Raw genomic sequence first — 16,081 nt, forward strand, 5'->3', positions numbered from 1 at the left:
GGCTGTGGCGGGCGCGGACGATGCGGTGTCGTTGGTGGAGTTGCTGGATGAGCGACGGCCGTACGGGCGATTGCCGTACCGGACGAGGCGACGTCGGTGTTCGTCCAGGCCAGACCGGCGCTGCTCAAGATCGCCAACCGCATCGTGGGGGATACGGGCGAGGCGGAGGACGTCATCCAGGAGGCATGGCTGCGCTGGCAGCGGGCGGACCGCACGGTCGTCCGCAACCCGTCGGCGCTGCTCCGGAAGACCACCGTCCGGCTGGCCATCAACCTCGTCCAGTCCGCCTGGAAGCGCCGGGAATCCTGTGCCAGCCCGTGGCTCCCGGAGTCGACGGACATCGACGCCACACCGGAAGCCGTGGCGGAGCGGCACGACGCCGCCGACGGAGCGGTTCTGCTGCTGATGGCGACGCTGACGCCGAAGCAGCGCGCGGCGTACGTGCTGCGGGAGGGGTTCGGCTATCCGTACGGCCGGATCTCCGAGCTCCTGGGCATCGGGGTCGTCAACGCGCGGCAGCAGGTCTCACGGGCGCAGGAGCGTCTCGCGGCGCACCGGCCCAGGCAGCCCGTGGATGCTGTCGCGCACCGGCGGCTCGTGCAGGCCTTTCTCGCGGCGGCCGAGTACGGGGACCTCGCGCATCTGGAAGCGGCCCTCGTGACGGGCGTGGGCTGCGAGTCGATGCCGCACGGGGCGAGCGCGTAGACCGTACGGCCGCTTACGACCATGACCCGAATTCATGAACGAAGTGGCCCCTGCCGGCAGGGGCCACTTCGCCGCGTTCTACTGCTGTCGCGCGAGCCAGTCCGACAGCTTGGTCTCCGCGATCTGTGCGTCCGGCCCCGGCAGGAGCGTGGTCTCCTGGAGCTCGGCGCCGGAGTACGGGGCGTGCGGGTCCGTGACGACCGTGCGGGGGTCGTTCTCGGCGGCGAGCGTCTTGCGGATCAGCTCGTCGAGCTGGAAGACGTCGGGGCCCGCGGTCTCCACCACGCCGTTGACGGGCGAGCCGACCGCGGTGCGGCCGACGGCCGCGGCCACGTCGTCGGAGTACATGGGCTGGAACTTGGCGGCGGGCAGACGCACGGTGTCGCCGTCGGTCGAGATGTCCGCGATCCCCTTGATGAACTCGAAGAACTGGGTGGCGTGGACGATGGAGTAGGGCATGCCGGACGCCTTGATCAGCTCTTCCTGTGCCTGCTTGGCCCGGAAGTAACCGCTGTCCTGGAGGCGGTCGGTGCCGACCACGGACAGCGCGACGTGGTGCGTCACGCCGGCCTCGGCCTCCGCCTTGAGGAGGTTGGTCGTGGAGGTCCGGAAGAAGTTCATGACGGCGTCGTCCTCCCACGAGGGGGAGTTGGACACGTCGACCACGACCGACGCGCCCTTGAGGACCTCGGCGAGACCCTCACCCGTCAGAGTGTTGACGCCGGTGTTGGGCGCGGCCGCGACCGCCTCGTGCCCGTGCTCTTCGAGCTTGCCGACCAGCTTCGAGCCGATGAGCCCGGTTCCACCGATCACTACGACCTTCATGACGGATTCCTCTCGGAGAGAATTTCGATCTGCATTCGCTGCATTCGCTGTATTCGGTCTGCACTAGAAGAGACCGGGCAGAGGTTGTGGTTGTGACTTCATTCGACGAGCTTTCCCTCGGTGGAGACCTCCTGCATCAGAGAGGAAATCTCGTCCGGGACGTCCGGGATGCTCTCGCGGGTGACACCGGTCGTCGGGGACCACACGAGATTCACGCGCAGGGCGGGATCCAGGTCCGGGTGGTCGCTGCGGTTGTGACAGCCACGCGTCTCGCGACGCTCCAACGCCGATTCGAGCGTGGCCCGCGCGGCCAGTGCGGCCGACTTGAGATCGAAGGCGTGCGCGAGATCCTGATAGCCGGCGATGTCCGGGTGCACGCCGACGTCCGCCATCCGCTTCTCGATCACGGCGAGCTCCGCCAGCCCCGCACGCAGGCCCTCCTCGTCGCGTACGACGCCCGCGTGCTCCGTCATGGTGTTGCGGATGGCGCGTTGCAGCGCGCGCACGTTCTCCGGCCCGTCCGCCGTGAGCAGATCGTCGATCTCCGCGCGGGCCTGCGCTATGGCCGACGCCGAGCGCCGCTGCACCGTGAGGGACCGCGAGTAGGCCGCTGCCGCCTGCCCCGTGATGCGGCCGAAGACCAGCAGCTCGATGAGGCTGTTCCCGCCGAGGCGGTTGGCCCCGTGCAGGCCGCTCGACGCCTCACCGATGGCGTACAGCCCCGCCACATCGGTGCTGTGGTCCTGCGGCCGCACCCACACACCGCCCATCGAGTAGTGCGCGGTGGGCGCGATCTCGATCGGTTCGCGGGTGATGTCGAGCATCTGGAGATCGAGCATCGTCTGGTAGACGCGGGGGAGCCGAGTCATGATCGTCTGCCGGGGCAGATGGGAGACATCGAGCCAGACGCCGCCCTTGGGGGTGCCCCGCCCTTCCTTGATCTCCGTGTAGGAGGCCAGGGCCACGCGGWCGCGGGTGGACAGCTCCATCCGGTCGGGGTCGTAGCGGGCCATGAACCGTTCCCCGAGGGCGTTGCGCAGAATCCCGCCCTCGCCGCGGGCGGCCTCGCTGACCAGCGTGCCGGCCGCGTTCTCCGGCTCGATGATCCCGGAGGGGTGGAACTGGACCAGCTCGGCGTCACGCAGCCGGGCCCCGGCGTCCACGGCCAGACGGAAGGAGTCGCCGGTGTTCTCGTCGCGGCGTGAGGAGGTGCGCCGCCAGATCCGGGTGTGGCCGCCCGCGGCGAGGATGACCGCGTCCGCGTGGATCAGGTAGCGCCTGCCGCTCGCGAGGTCGAAGCCGTAGGCACCGAACACGGCGCCGTCATGCACCAGCAGCCGCGTGATGTAGACACCGTCGAGCACCGGAATGTCGAGCTGCTGGGCGCGCCTGACGAGCGTGCGCTGGATCTCCAGGCCGGTGTAGTCGCCGGCGAAGGCGGTCCGCCGGAACCTGTGCGCGCCGAAGAACCGCTGGGAGATACGGCCGTCCTCCTCCCGGGCGAAGGCCATCCCGTAGCGCTCCAGGTCGTCGATGCCCCGGGCGGCGCCCTGGGTGACGATCTCGACGGTGCGGGGGTCGGCGAGCAGATAGCTCTCCTTGATCGTGTCCGCCGCGTGCTGCTGCCAGCTGTCCTCGGGATCCATGGTGGCCAGGGCCGCGTTGATGCCTCCGGCGGCGAGTGCCGTGTGGGCGTCGTCCTTGGGGCGCTTGCCGACCGCGAGGACGTCGACACCGGCCTCGGCCAGTTCGATCGCCGCGCGCAGCCCGGCACCGCCGGTGCCGATCACCAGCACCATCGTGGACAGACGTTGTTCGGTGAGAGCCACGGTCGTCTCCGATCAGGGGGTTGTCACTCGTTACGACCGGGCTGCGGGCCGTTCTGTGACACGGCCCCGGCGCCGCCCGTCAGGGCGCGAGCGTGAGGGTCGTCGGTGTGCCCTGCCAGGCCATCCGCGCGTACGGGCACAGCGAGTCGGCCTTCTCCAGGAGCGGAGCGGCGATCTCGGGGTCGATGTCCGGCCACCTGACCACCAGGTCGATGTGCAGCAGGTAGCCGCCGTCGTCCGGATCCCGCCCGAAGGCCACGGTCGCTTCCACGCAGATCGGGGCGGGGTCGAGTTCCTCCTGGCGTGCCACCAGGCTCAGGGCACCGTGGAAACAGGCGGCGAACCCGGCCGCGAACAGCTGCTCGGGGTTCGTCCCGCGGCCGTCTCCGCCCAGTTCCGCAGGCATACGCAGGTCGATGTCGAGGACTCCGTCGGCCGAGCGCGCCCTGCCCGAGGCCCGCCCGTGACTGGCCGGCCCACCGCTCACCGTCACCGTGGTGGTGTAGATGGGGGCGAAGGACTCTCCGACGTAGTCCTTCTCGGTGGACAGGTCGGGCAACCGGAACGGCTCGCTCATCGGGCACCTCCCGCCGGGCCGTACGGCGGGACCGTCGAGCCGATCACTCCACACGCCATGTCCGATGCACCTTTGCCTCGTCGAGGTCTTCCCAGGCCGTCCGGGACAGCTGGTTGACCGACAAGTCACCGAACCTGTGACACCCGCCGAAGGCCGTCGACAGTCGCCGAAAGCCGCCGACACCCGCCGACAGTCGCCGAACGCCGTCGACAGTCGCCGAGGCGGCCGCCACCCGGGCACGGAAGCGGCGCGCGGCCGGCCTCAGCCGGTCAGGGACGCCACGTAGGGAGCCAGCTTGGCCGGATTCATGACCCACATGAGGCGTTCGATTCCCCGTGCGGATACGTCGACGCAGAGCAGGGCCACCGGGTTTCCCTCGGCCGACACGAGGACGGCCGGCCTGCCGTTGGCCTCGACCCAGCGGATCTCCGCCGGAGGCCAGAACCGCGGGGCGATGGCGGCGAGGAACTTGGACACGTGCGGACGTCCGACGACCGGGATCTTGGACGCCCCGCGGATCCCTCCGCCGTCGGAGTAGCTGACCACGTCCTGTGCGAGGACGTTCTCCAGCCCCGACAGGCTGCCGGTCCGGGCCGCGTCGAGAAAGACCTCCAGCAGGCGCCGGTGAGCGGTGGAGCTGACCGGCTCCTTGCGTTCCGCCGCCAGGTGTTTCCTGGCCCGGCTGACCAGCTGGCGCGTGTTGGCCTCGTTCGTCTCCAGGATCTCCGCGATCCGCTGGTACGGGTAGTCGAAGGCCTCCCGCAGCACGTAGGCGGCCCGCTCCACGGGGTTGAGCTTCTCCAGCAGGAGGAGCACCGCCAGGTCGAGGGCCTCGGCTCGTTCCGCACCCAGCTGCGGATCCGCACTGGTGTCGACCGGCTCCGGAAGCCAGGGCCCGGTGTACGACTCACGCCGCATCCTGGCGGACTGGGCGAGGTTGATCGCCAGCCGGGCGGTGACGGTCGCCAGGAACGCCGCCGGCTCCCGGATCTCGGCGCGGTCGGTCTTCTGCCACCGCAGCCACGCCTCCTGGACGATGTCCTCGGCTTCCACGGCACTGCCGAGGACGCGGTAGGCGATGCCGAACAGCTGGGGGCGCGCCGCCATGAACTGCTGGGCTGCCCGGTCGAGGGAGTCGGTGCCGTCCTCGGCGCGCATGGACGTCCTCCATGTCCTCCAGTCCTGGACGAACAGGCTACAAGCGGGCGCCGCCGGTCGCGGGGCCGGATTCGACTTCGCCCGGCGCCCGTCGATGCCGCCCGAGCCGCACCGCCAGCACCGCGGGATCGGCCCGCTCGGGCAGCGGAACGAACCCGGACCCCGCCAGCTCCCCGATCACCTCTGCGCGGGAGGCCGGCCACATCCAGAACGTCTCGGAGTACTCGCGCAGCACACCCCTCGCACCCCGCACCCAGTAGTCGAAGCGTGTCCGGATCCGGTCCGCGTCGGCCGACATCACCATGCGCCCTCCGTACACGTGCTGGCCGACCTTCTGGGCCGGGAGGACATGCGTGGCCTCGTCGTGGGGGAGGCGCTCGGGCGGGAGGTGGACGAGGAGCACCCCGCCGGGCACGAGCGCGCCGGCGACGGCGGGCCACAGGGCCCGGCGCGCGGCCGGGGGGAGACAGCCGATGGTGTTGTGGCATATCGCCACGTCGGCCACCGCGCGCAGCCCGGCCTCGTCGAGTCCCTGGGAGTGCACGGTGACGCGGGTCCTCAGGTCCACGGGCAGAGCCGCCAGGCGCGTCATCAGAAGGCACCGCATGGAACGCGTGGGCTCGACGGCGTGCACCGGAACCCGCGATTCGGCGAGGCTCATGAGTGTCACCCGCCCGGTCCCGGCGCCGACGTCCAGCACACCCCGGCGGGCGGTGCTCACGTCACGGCCGTAGAACCGGCGCACGCGGGCCCTGTCCCGGTCCGCCTGAAGGATGTCGTAGAACTCGGCACTGACCTCGTAGGCGTCCCGTGGCTCCGGGCGCGGAGCGTCAACGGTGACATCAGACAGCAAAGGGAGCATGTAGAGAAAGACAAGGCAGGTGGCTCGTCTGTGACAGTGGGTTCAAGGGCGGTGGAGATCACGTGCTGCCGTGACGGGCGCTCGCAGGAGCTCGCTCGGCAGGGCCACGACAGGCGTTGGTAGCGTCGACCACGCCGCGCCTGCCGGTGCGGTGCGTCCGATCGACCGAGAGAGATGCGATGTCCCCGACGATTCGCAGGGCTGTCATCCCCGCCGCCGGACTCGGCTCCCGTCTGCTGCCCCTGACGAAGGCGACACCGAAGGAGATGCTCCCGGTCGGCGACAAGCCGGTCATCGAGCACACCGTGCGCGAGCTGGTGGACTCCGGCATCACCGACATCACCATCGTGGTCTCCGGTGGCAAGAGCCTCATCCAGGAGCACTTCCGCCCCAACCCCGCCCTCGTCGAGCAGCTCCGCGAGGACGGCAAGGCGGCCTACGCCGACGCCGTCGAGGAGGTCGCGGAGCTGGCCCGCAAGGGCCACATCACCTACCTCGACCAGTACGGCCCGTACGGCAACGGCACCCCGGTACTGAACGCCGCCCGCTCCTTCGGCGACGAGCCCGTGCTCGTGCTGTGGCCCGACGACGTCTTCGTGGCCGAGGTCCCGCGCGCCCAGCAGCTGATCCGGGCCTACGAGCAGACCGGCTGCCCGGTGCTGGCCCTGTTGCCGATGGATCCCACCGAGTCGCAGCGCTACGGCGTCCCGATCGTCAAGGAGGACCTCGGCGGCGGCCAGCTGCGCATCACCGGTCTGGTCGAGAAGCCCGAGCCCGCCGCCGCCCCGTCGTCGTACGCGGCCATCGGCGGCTACGTCGTCACCCCCGGCATCATCGACGAACTGCGCGAACAGACCCGCCGCTGGTACGAGCACCGGACCGGCGAGGTGTATCTGACCGACGCAATCAACGCCTACGCCGCCACCCGCGCGGTGTACGGGCAGGTCATCAAGGGCCGCTGGTACGACACGGGCAACCCGGCCGACTACCTGGTCGCCCAGATGGCGTCCGCTCTCGCCCACCCCGAGTACGGCCCCCTGCTGCGCGGTCTGGTCGCCGGCCTCGACGACGACACCGCCGCCGCACACCGGCCGGAGAACGGCAGCTGACCCAGTCCCGTAGTCCCGTGGTCCCGCAGTCCCGTAGTCCCGTAGTCCCGTAGTCCCGAGAACTGAACCAGCCTCGCCCGCGTGAACTCTCCCGCGGGCGGGGCTTTCTGCTTCCGCCGCGTCTGCCGTGCCCCGCACCCGCCCGGTGTTCCGCCGCCCGGTGTGCCTCAACAGCCGTCCGCCACCGCGCGGTTACTAGGGTTTTTCCCGTCCCCTCGGATCGAGACTTTCGCCGTGCCGCATCCCAGAGAACCCGCAGAACACGCCGTCTGACCTGAGCCGACGCCCCGGCGTCCCGACCGGGGTCCCGGCCCGGGTCAATCCGACGGGGCGGCCGCCCATCCCCCGGGGCGGCCGCCCTCTGCGTGCACTCGCGTGCCCGCGCCCGTGCCCCCGAGCCGAGCGGACGCCCGGTCCGTGACCACACCGGCCCTGGCCCGGCCGACGACATCCCGCATCGGTAACCGCTGTCGAGGTGACTTGAGATGGACAACGAACACAAGCTCAGGGACTACCTGAAGCGGGCCACCACCGACCTGCGGCACAGCCGGCAGCGCGTCCAGGAACTCGAGGCCGCCGCCCACGAGCCCATCGCCATCATCGGGATGGCCTGCCGCTACCCGGGCGGGGTGAGCGACCCCGACGCCCTCTGGGACCTGCTCGTCGACGGCAGACACGGCATCGGGCCCTTCCCCGACGACCGCGGCTGGGACCTCGACGCGGTCTCGGCCGCCGCCTCCGGGGGCGGCTTCCTGCATGACGCCACCGACTTCGACGCCGAGTTCTTCGGGATCTCCGCGCGCGAAGCGGTCGCCATGGACCCCCAGCAGCGGATCGTGCTCGAATCCACCTGGGAGGCCATCGAGTCCGCGCACCTCGACCCCACCGCCCTGCGCGGCAGCGAGACCGCCGTGTTCATGGGCGCCATGGCCCAGGAGTACCGCGCCGGAGCGGAGGACGGCGCCCGCGGTCTGCACCTGACCGGCAACGCCGGCAGCGTCCTGTCCGGCCGTATCGCCTACACCCTCGGCCTGACCGGCCCGGCCCTCACCGTCGACACCGCCTGCTCCTCTTCTCTCGTCGCCCTCCACCTCGCCGCGCACGCCCTGCGCACCGGCGAGTGCACCCTCGCCCTCGCGGGCGGCGTCACCGTCATGTCCACCCCCTCCACCCATCTGGAGTTCGGCCGCCAAGGCGGACTCTCGGCCGACGGACTGTGCCGCTCCTTCGCCGACTCCGCCGACGGCACCGGCTGGTCCGAGGGCGTCGGCGTGCTGCTGCTGGAGCGGCTGTCCGACGCCCGCCGGAGCGGCCACCGCGTCCTCGCCGTCGTCCGCGGCTCCGCCGTCAACCAGGACGGCGCCAGCAACGGCCTCACCGCGCCCAACGGCCCCTCCCAGCAACGCGTCATCGAGCAGGCCCTGATCAACGCCCGCCTGTCCGCCGACCAGATCGACGCCGTCGAGGCCCACGGCACCGCCACCACCCTCGGCGACCCCGTCGAGGCCCAGGCCCTCCTCGCCACCTACGGCCGCGCCCGCACCGCCGAACACCCGCTGCTGCTCGGCTCGGTGAAGTCCAATCTCAGCCACACCCAGGCCGCGGCGGGCGTGGCCGGCGTCATCAAGATGGTGCAGGCCATCCGGCACGGCGTCATGCCCCGCACCCTGCACGTCGACGAGCCCAACACCCACGTCGACTGGTCGGACGGCACCGTACGCCTCGTCACCGGCAACACTCCCTGGCCCGACACCGGACAGCCCCGCCGCGCCGCCGTCTCCTCCTTCGGGATCAGCGGCACCAACGCCCACGCCGTCATCGAACAGGCCCCCGCCGACGACGCCCCCGACCCGGCACCCGTACCTCTCACCCCCGTACCGCTCGTGCTGTCCGGCCGTACCCCCCAGGCCCTCGCCGCCCAGGCGGCCCGTCTGCGCACCGCACTGGACCGTCCCGACGAAGCACCGCGCCTCGACGTCCTCGCCCGCGCCCTCGCCACCACCCGCACCGCCTTCGAGCACCGCGCCGCACTCGTCGCCGCCGACCCCGCAGCCGTCGAGGCCGCCCTCACCGCCCTGGCCGACAGCACCCCCGCGCCCGGTCTGCTGCGGCACACGGCGACCGACGCCCCCACCGCGTTCCTCTTCTCCGGCCAGGGCGCCCAACGCCTCGGCGCGGGCCACGAGTTGTACGACCGCCATCCGGTGTTCCGCACCGCCCTCGACGAGACACTCGCCCTGCTGCCGCCCGGCGTGCGGGACGCCATGTGGGGCACCGACGCATCCGCGCTGAACCACACCGGCACCGCCCAGCCCGCCCTCTTCGCCCTGGAGGTGGCGCTCTTCCGCCTCCTCGAATCCTGGGGCGTGCGGCCCGACTTCGTGGCCGGACACTCCATCGGCGAGATCGCCGCCGCGCACGTCGCCGGAGTGCTGTCCCTCGCGGACGCCTGCACCCTGGTCACCGCCCGCGCCTCGCTGATGGCCGGCCTCCCCGAGGGCGGCGCCATGACCGCCGTACGCGCATCCGAGGAGCAGGTGCGCCCGTACCTCACCACCGGCGTCGCCGTGGCCGCCGTCAACGGACCCGCCTCCGTGGTCCTCTCCGGCCCCGCCGACGCCGTGGCCGACATCGCCGCACGCCTCGCCGCCGACGGCCACCGCACCACACCGCTGCGGGTCTCGCACGCCTTCCACTCGCCGCTGATGGAGCCGATGCTCGACGAGTTCCGCGCGGCGATCTCGACTCTGCGCTTCCACGCGCCGCGCATCCCGCTCGTCTCCAACCTCACCGGCACCCTCGTCGCCCCGGACACGGCCGACTACTGGGTCCGCCACGTCCGCGAGACCGTTCGCTTCGCCGACGGCATCCGCACCCTCACCGAGCAGGGCGTACGCACCTTCCTCGAACTCGGACCCGACGCCGTTCTCACGGGCCCGGTCGCCGAGTCGGCATCCGACGACAGCGTCGCGCTCGCCACCCTGCGCAAGGACACCCCCGAGACCACCGCCCTCCCCACGGCCCTCGCCGCCCTGCACACCACCGGCGCCCACGTCGACTGGCAGCGCTACTTCGCCGACACTCCCGCCCACCCCGTCGACCTCCCCACCTACGCCTTCCAGCGCAGCCGGCACTGGCCCGCCGCGGGCGTCGGCGGCGCCGGGGACGTCCGCGCCATCGGTCTCGCCCCCGCCGAACACGGCCTCCTCGGGGCCGCCGTGTCCCTGGCCGACTCCGACGGCGCCCTGCTCGCCGGCCGCCTCTCCTTCGCCACCCACCGCTGGCTGGCCGACCACCGCATCGACGGCCGCGTCCTGCTCCCCGGTGCCGCCTTCGTCGAACTCGCCCTGCGCGCCGGCGACGAGTTCGAGGAAGGTGCGTACGCCCTGCTCGGTGAGGGTGCGGATGCCGTCGGCGAAGCGAACGGTCTCGCGGACGTGGCGGACCCAGTAGTCGGCCGTGTCCGGGGCGACGAGGGTGCCGGTGAGGTTGGAGACGAGCGGGATGACCGCTCGCTGCCCGTCGCCGTCAGCGTGCTGTGGCAGGGCGAACTGCGCGGCGCCATCACCATGGACCCGCCCTCGCCGCAGGCCGGCGAGAAGGTCACGGTGACCATGCGGCTGCAGACGCGTGAGGGCTACGAGATCAAGGACCCGCGCGACTACGAGGGACTGCGCGTACGCAGCGAGCTGACCGGCGACGGCTTCTCCCCGCTGGCCCTCGACCTCGCCGACAACGGCAAGGGGTCCGACCCCGACGCCAGCGACGGCACTTTCACCGGCACCGTAACGGTCCCTGAGGGCGCCGAGGGGACACTGCACGTAAGAGTCACGCTGACCGCTGCAGGGCTGAGCGCCGACACCCGCAGCGAGACCGGCCAGGTCGCACCCGGCGAACTGCCCGTCAGCGCCGCGTTCGAACTGCCCGGCGGGGACGCCCACCCCGGCGGCACGGTCACCGGCAGTCTCGCTGTCCGCAACACCACCGACAGCGAGCACACTCTGCGGCTGTCGGTCGCCGACGTGCAGGAGGGGCTCCTCTCTGTCGAGCCCGCCGAGATCACAGTGAAGCCCGGCGAGTCCGGCACCCGGAAGGTGACGGTACAGATCGCCCCCGCGGGTCTCTTCGGCGACCGCCTCGGCGACGGAGTGGACCTGACCGGCACGATCACCGTCACCGACACCACCGATCTCGACCGAACCCTCGAACGTTCGCCGCTCCCTGTGCGGGTCACACCCGAACCCGGGCTCTGGGAGGAGTACTGGTGGGGATTCATGTCCACGGCTGTCCTAGTCGCACTGGGCGGCGCAGTCGCACTTACCTGGGTACAGCAGCACAGCAGGCGCAGGGATCCGTTCGGGCTGGTGCTGCAGTTGGTCGCCGAGGACGGCCAGGTCCTCGACGAACACCGGGCCGGACACGGCAACAACAAGCAGTGGTACGAATTCACCGTCGTCGAGGCCCATGGCAGCCCGCGAATCGAACGGCGCGCGCACGGCCCGTACGCCGTCCGGCGCAGCCGCACGGGCGGAGCAGTGCTACGCAAGAGGGGCAACGGCCGGATTCTGCTCCCTGCCAACGGCGCAGTCCAGCTGACCGACACGCTCAGCCTCGCCCTCGTCGGCACCACGCTTCCAGGGCGACGCCCGCCATCGGCCGCCTACGCCCCAGGCGTTCTCCCAAGCCCCCCGGTCGGCCATACTCCGCCCGGCCCCAGTACCGGCTCCGACGACGACGAGTGGCCCGAGCCCACCAGTGAGTACCTGTGAGTGAGATCGCCAAAGGCGTGCTCGGCGGGGCCTGGACATTGCTGGTGGGATGGATCCTGCCTACCGCACTGAACCTGGCAGTCTTCCTGCTCGCTGTGGCCCCCAGTCTTCGCGGCATCACGCTCCTCGACCGGCTGCGCAGTGCGWGCGGTCTCACTGCTGGCCTTGTCCTCCTGACTGCCGCGCTCCTCCTCGGCCTCGTCGCCAATGCCTGCCAGAACGCGCTCTATCGGCTGTTGGAGGGATACTTGCTATGGCCAGCCCGAGCRTTCGAAGCGGGGTGCCGGCGTAGCCAGCGGAGGAAGAACTTCCTCGCTGACCGGCTGACCGTGCTGCGCTTGGAGCGTCGCGAGCACGAGCAGAGCCCCCTGCGAACCGAGGATGCGGAGCGGCTCACCCAATTGCTCTCCAACCCCGGCCTCGCCCGCGCCGCCGTCCGTGACCGGCGCCGAAGTACTACCCAACGCGCCCTACTGCGAGAGCTGCTTGCCCGCTTCCCGATCTCTGACGACCAGATCGCCCCGACCCGGCTCGGCAACGCCATCCGCCGCTTCGAGGAGTACGGCTGGGACCGCRACCGGCTCGATACGCAGCTACTGTGGAACGAACTCACGGGCTGCGTTCCGGACCAGGTCCGACGCCAGAGCGAACTCGCCAGGGTCAGCGTCGACTTCTTCGTAGCGCTGTTGTTCGGACATGTCGCCGTGGGCGCGGCCGCCGCGCTCGCCCTGCTTGGAAACCGGCCGGACAACCTGGTCCTGCTCAGCACGGCCGTCGTACTCACTGCTCTCGTGCCGCTTTGGTACCGGTCGGCGGTGACCGCGACCGACGAGTGGGCGGCCGCCGTGCGCGCCCTGGTCAACACCGGCCGCAAGCCCCTCGCGATCTCTCTCGGCCTCACGCTGCCGCAGTCGCTTGCCGAAGAGCGCGACATGTGGACGATGGTCTCGCGGCTGTCCCGCATCCCCTACCACGAGCGGGCTGCCGCCCTCGACCGCTATCGGGCAGAGCCCACCGCAGACCCGCCAGCCGCGGCGACCTAGGCTTGCTTTCCCTGCAGGGGGGCCGGACAGCAGCTGGCCGGACTCACCAGAACGACGTCGGCAAGCACACGGCGGCCGTTGTCTGCGGAGAGCAGCCCGGGGTGGCGTTTGAACGTCGGCAGCGACGGCACGGGCATGGCCGGTCAGCCGCAGGGCGATCGGCCGGTAGCCGCTGGCGGCGAGAAATCGTCACGCGAAATCAGCCCGCATATCACTGCGCTCAGGRGGTACGCGAACGGGACCTCTGAAGGGATCCGACCTGGAGAAAATGGGACTCGACTCTCTTCGGATAAGCCTCTCCCAGTCGGCCAATCGAGAGATAACTTTATGATCTACGGTATGGCGAAGATGCGATCGTAGACGATCTACAGGGAGCAACAGTGCCTTCTCGATTCACCCTATTTGGATCAAATGGATCCACCGTCGCCTATGTTGCACAGCTGATCGACGAGGCATTGGACACCGAACTCTCCCTGAGGGAGAGTTCGTTCAAGGGTGGAGAGTACTTCTTCAATCGCGACAACCAGGGGATGGAAATCTCTGTCGAGCGGCACATTCCTGACGAGGAGGGGGAATATGCGGAACCAGGATTTTCTGACTATGACGTCCTCGTCTACGTCAACTACGGAAGAAAGGCTACTGAGGAGAGAATCGCAGCACTCTCGGGCTTGCATCTTCTCCGTTTCGAAACCGTCTAAGCCTCAAAGGTAGGGCGGCTTCAACGAAAGCCGCAGGGCTTCCCCTCACCTGAGACTCACACTGCGGCGTCCGATCGCCGGCGGCGCCCTCGCGGCGCTTCGCCCGCTGGGGGCCAATTGAGACCTAGCGCTGCGCGCCCGACCCTGCTCACAGGCCGAGTTCGGTGAGTGCAGCCTGCCGTTCATGGCTGAGGCTGGAGCGACGGCCATGCTGGTTGCTTAGCCTCGCGCTTTCACGGAGTATGTTGTCCGACTAGTGGCCAGGCAAGCAGAGAGTGCCTCTGACCAGCGAGAACGAGGAATGTAGAGTCCTTGTTTGCGTACCAGCCGGAGGCACTTCCCAGGTGAAGAAGCGTCGGGTCCTACCCGCGCGCGGGCTCCAGCACGAAGACGGGGATCACACGTTCGGTCTTCTCCTGACATTTGGCGTACGGCGGATACGCGGCTGCCGCACGCTCCCACCACTCGGCTTTCTCATCCCCCGTGATCTCACGGACCGTCATGTCCCGGCGTACGGGCCCGTCCTGGAGCTCCACGTGCGGGTCGGACTTGACGTTGAAGTACCAGACCGGGTGACGTGGGAAGCCGCCCTTCGAGGCCACGGCCGTGTACCGCCCCTCGTGCTCCACGCGCATCAACGGGATCTTGCGGATCTTGTGAACGATCGAGGTTAGCCCGTGAACAAAACGAGGTGCATCGGGCGCCAGTCTTCCGCGTTGTGGCGTCGGCGTTCGAGTCGACTTCGTGGCGCGGACCCGCCGTGAACTCGCCTTCGCAGCGGCCCACCCCACGGATCAATTACCTGGTCACCATCCGAGCCGAGCCACTAGCCCACCCGAGTCCTCTGGGCCACCCGGACGCAATCCCCGCGGTGCGTCCCGCGGCCGCGGGCCGTCAGATGGGCCATGTTGTTGAAACGTCGAACTGATCGATCGGCCCCGGCCGGACGCGAAGGAGGCCCGCGGTGGGTGAGCTCTACATCGGCGGTGAGTGGACACAGGCTGCGGCCGGTGCGCGGCGGGAGGTGGTCAACCCCTACGACGCCTCCGTCGTCACCACGGTCGACGAGGCCGACGCCACCGACGTGGACCGCGCCGTGCGCGCTGCCCGGCGTGCCTTCGACGAGGGGGAATGGGCGAACGCACCCTCCCGGCGCCGGGCCGACCTCCTGCTGCGCGTCCGCGATCTGCTGCTGCGTGACAAGGAGGACATCGCCCGCACCGAGACACTCGACACCGGCAAGACGCTCACCGAGGGCCGGATCGATGTGGAGGACGTGGCGAATGCCTTCCGCTATTTCGCCGAACTCGCGGGCAAGGATGGCGGCAGGGTCGTGGACGTGGGCCCGGACGTCCTGAGTCGTGTCGTCTACCAGCCGGTTGGCGTGTGCGCGCTCATCGCCCCTTGGAACTACCCGCTGCTCCAGGCCTCCTGGAAGGTGGCACCGGCCTTGGCCGCCGGCAACACCTTCGTCCTCAAACCCAGCGAGATCACACCGCTCACCACGATCGCCATGGTCCGGCTCATCGAGGAGGCCGGCGCGCCACCCGGTGTCGCCAACCTGGTGCTCGGATCCGGTGCCACCGTCGGCGCCGCCCTCACCAGCCACCCCGAGGTCGACCTGGTTTCATTCACCGGCGGTCTGTCCACCGGGCGGTCCATCATGGCGAGCGCCGCCCAGGGGCCGAGGAACATCGCGCTGGAGCTGGGCGGCAAGAATCCCAACATCGTGTTCGCGGACGCCGACTTCGATGCCGCCGTGGACTATGCGCTGGACGCGGCCTTCCTGCACTCCGGGCAGGTCTGCTCGGCCGGTTCCCGTCTGCTGGTCGAGGACTCGCTGCACGACCGCTTCGTCGAGGCCTACGCCGACCGCGCGCGGGCGATCCGGCTGGGCGACGGCCTGGCGGAGGGCACCGAGAGCGGCCCGCTGAGCTCCGCCGAGCACCGCGWGAAGGTCGAGGGCTTCATCGCCGRCGGCCAGCCCGTAGCGGGTGTCGTTGGCCAGTTCGACGGCCTCGTCCTCGGTGCGGAAGCGCTCTACGGTCACCACCGGCCCGAAGACTTCCTCCTGGACGATGCATCTTCGCCGACTGCGACCGATCCATGCGCATCGTCCAGGAGGAAGTCTTCGGGCCGGTGGTGACCGTAGAGCGCTTCCGCACCGAGGACGAGGCCGTCGAACTGGCCAACGACACCCGCTACGGGCTGGCCGGCGGCGTGTGGACCTCCGACGCGAGCCGCGCCCAACGCGTCGCGCAGCGGCTGCGGCACGGCACCGTGTGGATCAACGACTTCCACCCCTACGTGCCGCAGGCCGAGTGGGGTGGCTTCGGCCGCTCCGGCGTCGGGCGCGAACTGGGCCCCACCGGGCTTCGCGAGTACCAGGAGGCAAAGCACATCTACCAGAACCTCGCCCCCGCTCGCTCCGGCTGGTTCAAGGGCTGACCTCGGGCTACTCAGCGCCCGTCCCTGGCGCGACGACCACCACAGACCTGCCGTGCGT

The 16,081-nt window shown here is 70.3% G+C and carries 11 protein-coding genes and 2 pseudogenes; 7 read left to right on the top strand and 6 right to left on the bottom strand.

Going from position 1 to position 16,081, the window contains the following annotated elements:
• Window positions 1-96 precede the first annotated feature (96 nt).
• Window positions 97-705 carry a sigma-70 family RNA polymerase sigma factor gene (locus EAO75_RS09715; protein WP_222723934.1) on the top strand — a complete coding sequence of 203 codons (609 nt, stop codon included), beginning with the start codon at window positions 97-99 and terminating at the stop codon, window positions 703-705.
• Between the two features lie 78 nt (window positions 706-783).
• Here EAO75_RS09715 and EAO75_RS09720 read toward each other — a convergent pair whose 3' ends face one another.
• The 5 genes from EAO75_RS09720 to EAO75_RS09740 all read right to left on the bottom strand — a co-directional run bounded on the left by EAO75_RS09720 (window position 784) and on the right by EAO75_RS09740 (window position 5,956).
• Window positions 784-1,530 carry an SDR family oxidoreductase gene (locus tag EAO75_RS09720; protein ID WP_147994662.1) on the bottom strand — a complete coding sequence of 249 codons (747 nt, stop codon included), beginning with the start codon at window positions 1,528-1,530 and terminating at the stop codon, window positions 784-786.
• 98 nt (window positions 1,531-1,628) lie between these two features.
• Window positions 1,629-3,329, bottom strand: coding sequence for an FAD-dependent oxidoreductase (locus EAO75_RS09725; protein ID WP_187284377.1), 1,701 nt, complete (start codon window positions 3,327-3,329; stop codon window positions 1,629-1,631).
• Window positions 3,330-3,438: 109 nt separating this feature from the next.
• On the bottom strand, window positions 3,439-3,936 hold the full coding sequence (locus tag EAO75_RS09730) for an Ohr family peroxiredoxin (protein ID WP_147994664.1): 498 nt from the start codon (window positions 3,934-3,936) through the stop codon (window positions 3,439-3,441).
• Between the two features lie 261 nt (window positions 3,937-4,197).
• Window positions 4,198-5,094, bottom strand: coding sequence for an RNA polymerase sigma-70 factor (locus EAO75_RS09735; RefSeq protein ID WP_147994665.1), 897 nt, complete (start codon window positions 5,092-5,094; stop codon window positions 4,198-4,200).
• Between the two features lie 37 nt (window positions 5,095-5,131).
• Window positions 5,132-5,956, bottom strand: a complete 825-nt coding sequence (locus tag EAO75_RS09740; protein WP_261989221.1) for a class I SAM-dependent methyltransferase — start codon at window positions 5,954-5,956, stop codon at window positions 5,132-5,134.
• A 179-nt stretch (window positions 5,957-6,135) separates the two neighbouring features.
• On the opposite strand from EAO75_RS09740, the gene EAO75_RS09745 reads away from it, so the two are divergent.
• From EAO75_RS09745 to EAO75_RS09760, 4 genes are all read left to right on the top strand, one after another.
• A complete protein-coding gene (locus EAO75_RS09745; RefSeq protein ID WP_147994666.1) occupies window positions 6,136-7,065 on the top strand; it encodes a UTP--glucose-1-phosphate uridylyltransferase in 930 nt (309 codons plus the stop codon).
• A gap of 485 nt (window positions 7,066-7,550) precedes the next feature.
• Window positions 7,551-11,834, top strand: a complete 4,284-nt coding sequence (locus tag EAO75_RS09750; RefSeq protein WP_147994667.1) for a type I polyketide synthase — start codon at window positions 7,551-7,553, stop codon at window positions 11,832-11,834.
• Window positions 11,831-12,877, top strand: coding sequence for a hypothetical protein (locus tag EAO75_RS09755; RefSeq protein ID WP_147994668.1), 1,047 nt, complete (start codon window positions 11,831-11,833; stop codon window positions 12,875-12,877). Before EAO75_RS09750 ends, EAO75_RS09755 begins: the two co-directional genes overlap by 4 nt.
• 380 nt (window positions 12,878-13,257) lie before the next feature.
• On the top strand, window positions 13,258-13,575 hold the full coding sequence (locus EAO75_RS09760) for a hypothetical protein (protein ID WP_147994669.1): 318 nt from the start codon (window positions 13,258-13,260) through the stop codon (window positions 13,573-13,575).
• Window positions 13,576-13,937: 362 nt separating this feature from the next.
• On the opposite strand, the pseudogene EAO75_RS09765 reads toward EAO75_RS09760, so the two are convergent.
• Window positions 13,938-14,231 (bottom strand): annotated as a pseudogene (locus tag EAO75_RS09765) (nitroreductase/quinone reductase family protein); the annotation flags it as partial.
• Between the two features lie 368 nt (window positions 14,232-14,599).
• Between EAO75_RS09765 and EAO75_RS47150 the strand changes: the two are divergent.
• Window positions 14,600-15,496: pseudogene (locus EAO75_RS47150) on the top strand (aldehyde dehydrogenase family protein); the annotation flags it as partial.
• A 185-nt stretch (window positions 15,497-15,681) separates the two neighbouring features.
• Window positions 15,682-16,023, top strand: coding sequence for an aldehyde dehydrogenase family protein (locus EAO75_RS47160; RefSeq protein WP_261989222.1), 342 nt, complete (start codon window positions 15,682-15,684; stop codon window positions 16,021-16,023).
• Window positions 16,024-16,081 lie beyond the last annotated feature (58 nt).

The sequence above is a fragment of the Streptomyces sp. UW30 genome (assembly GCF_008042075.1).
Classification (GTDB): domain Bacteria; phylum Actinomycetota; class Actinomycetes; order Streptomycetales; family Streptomycetaceae; genus Streptomyces.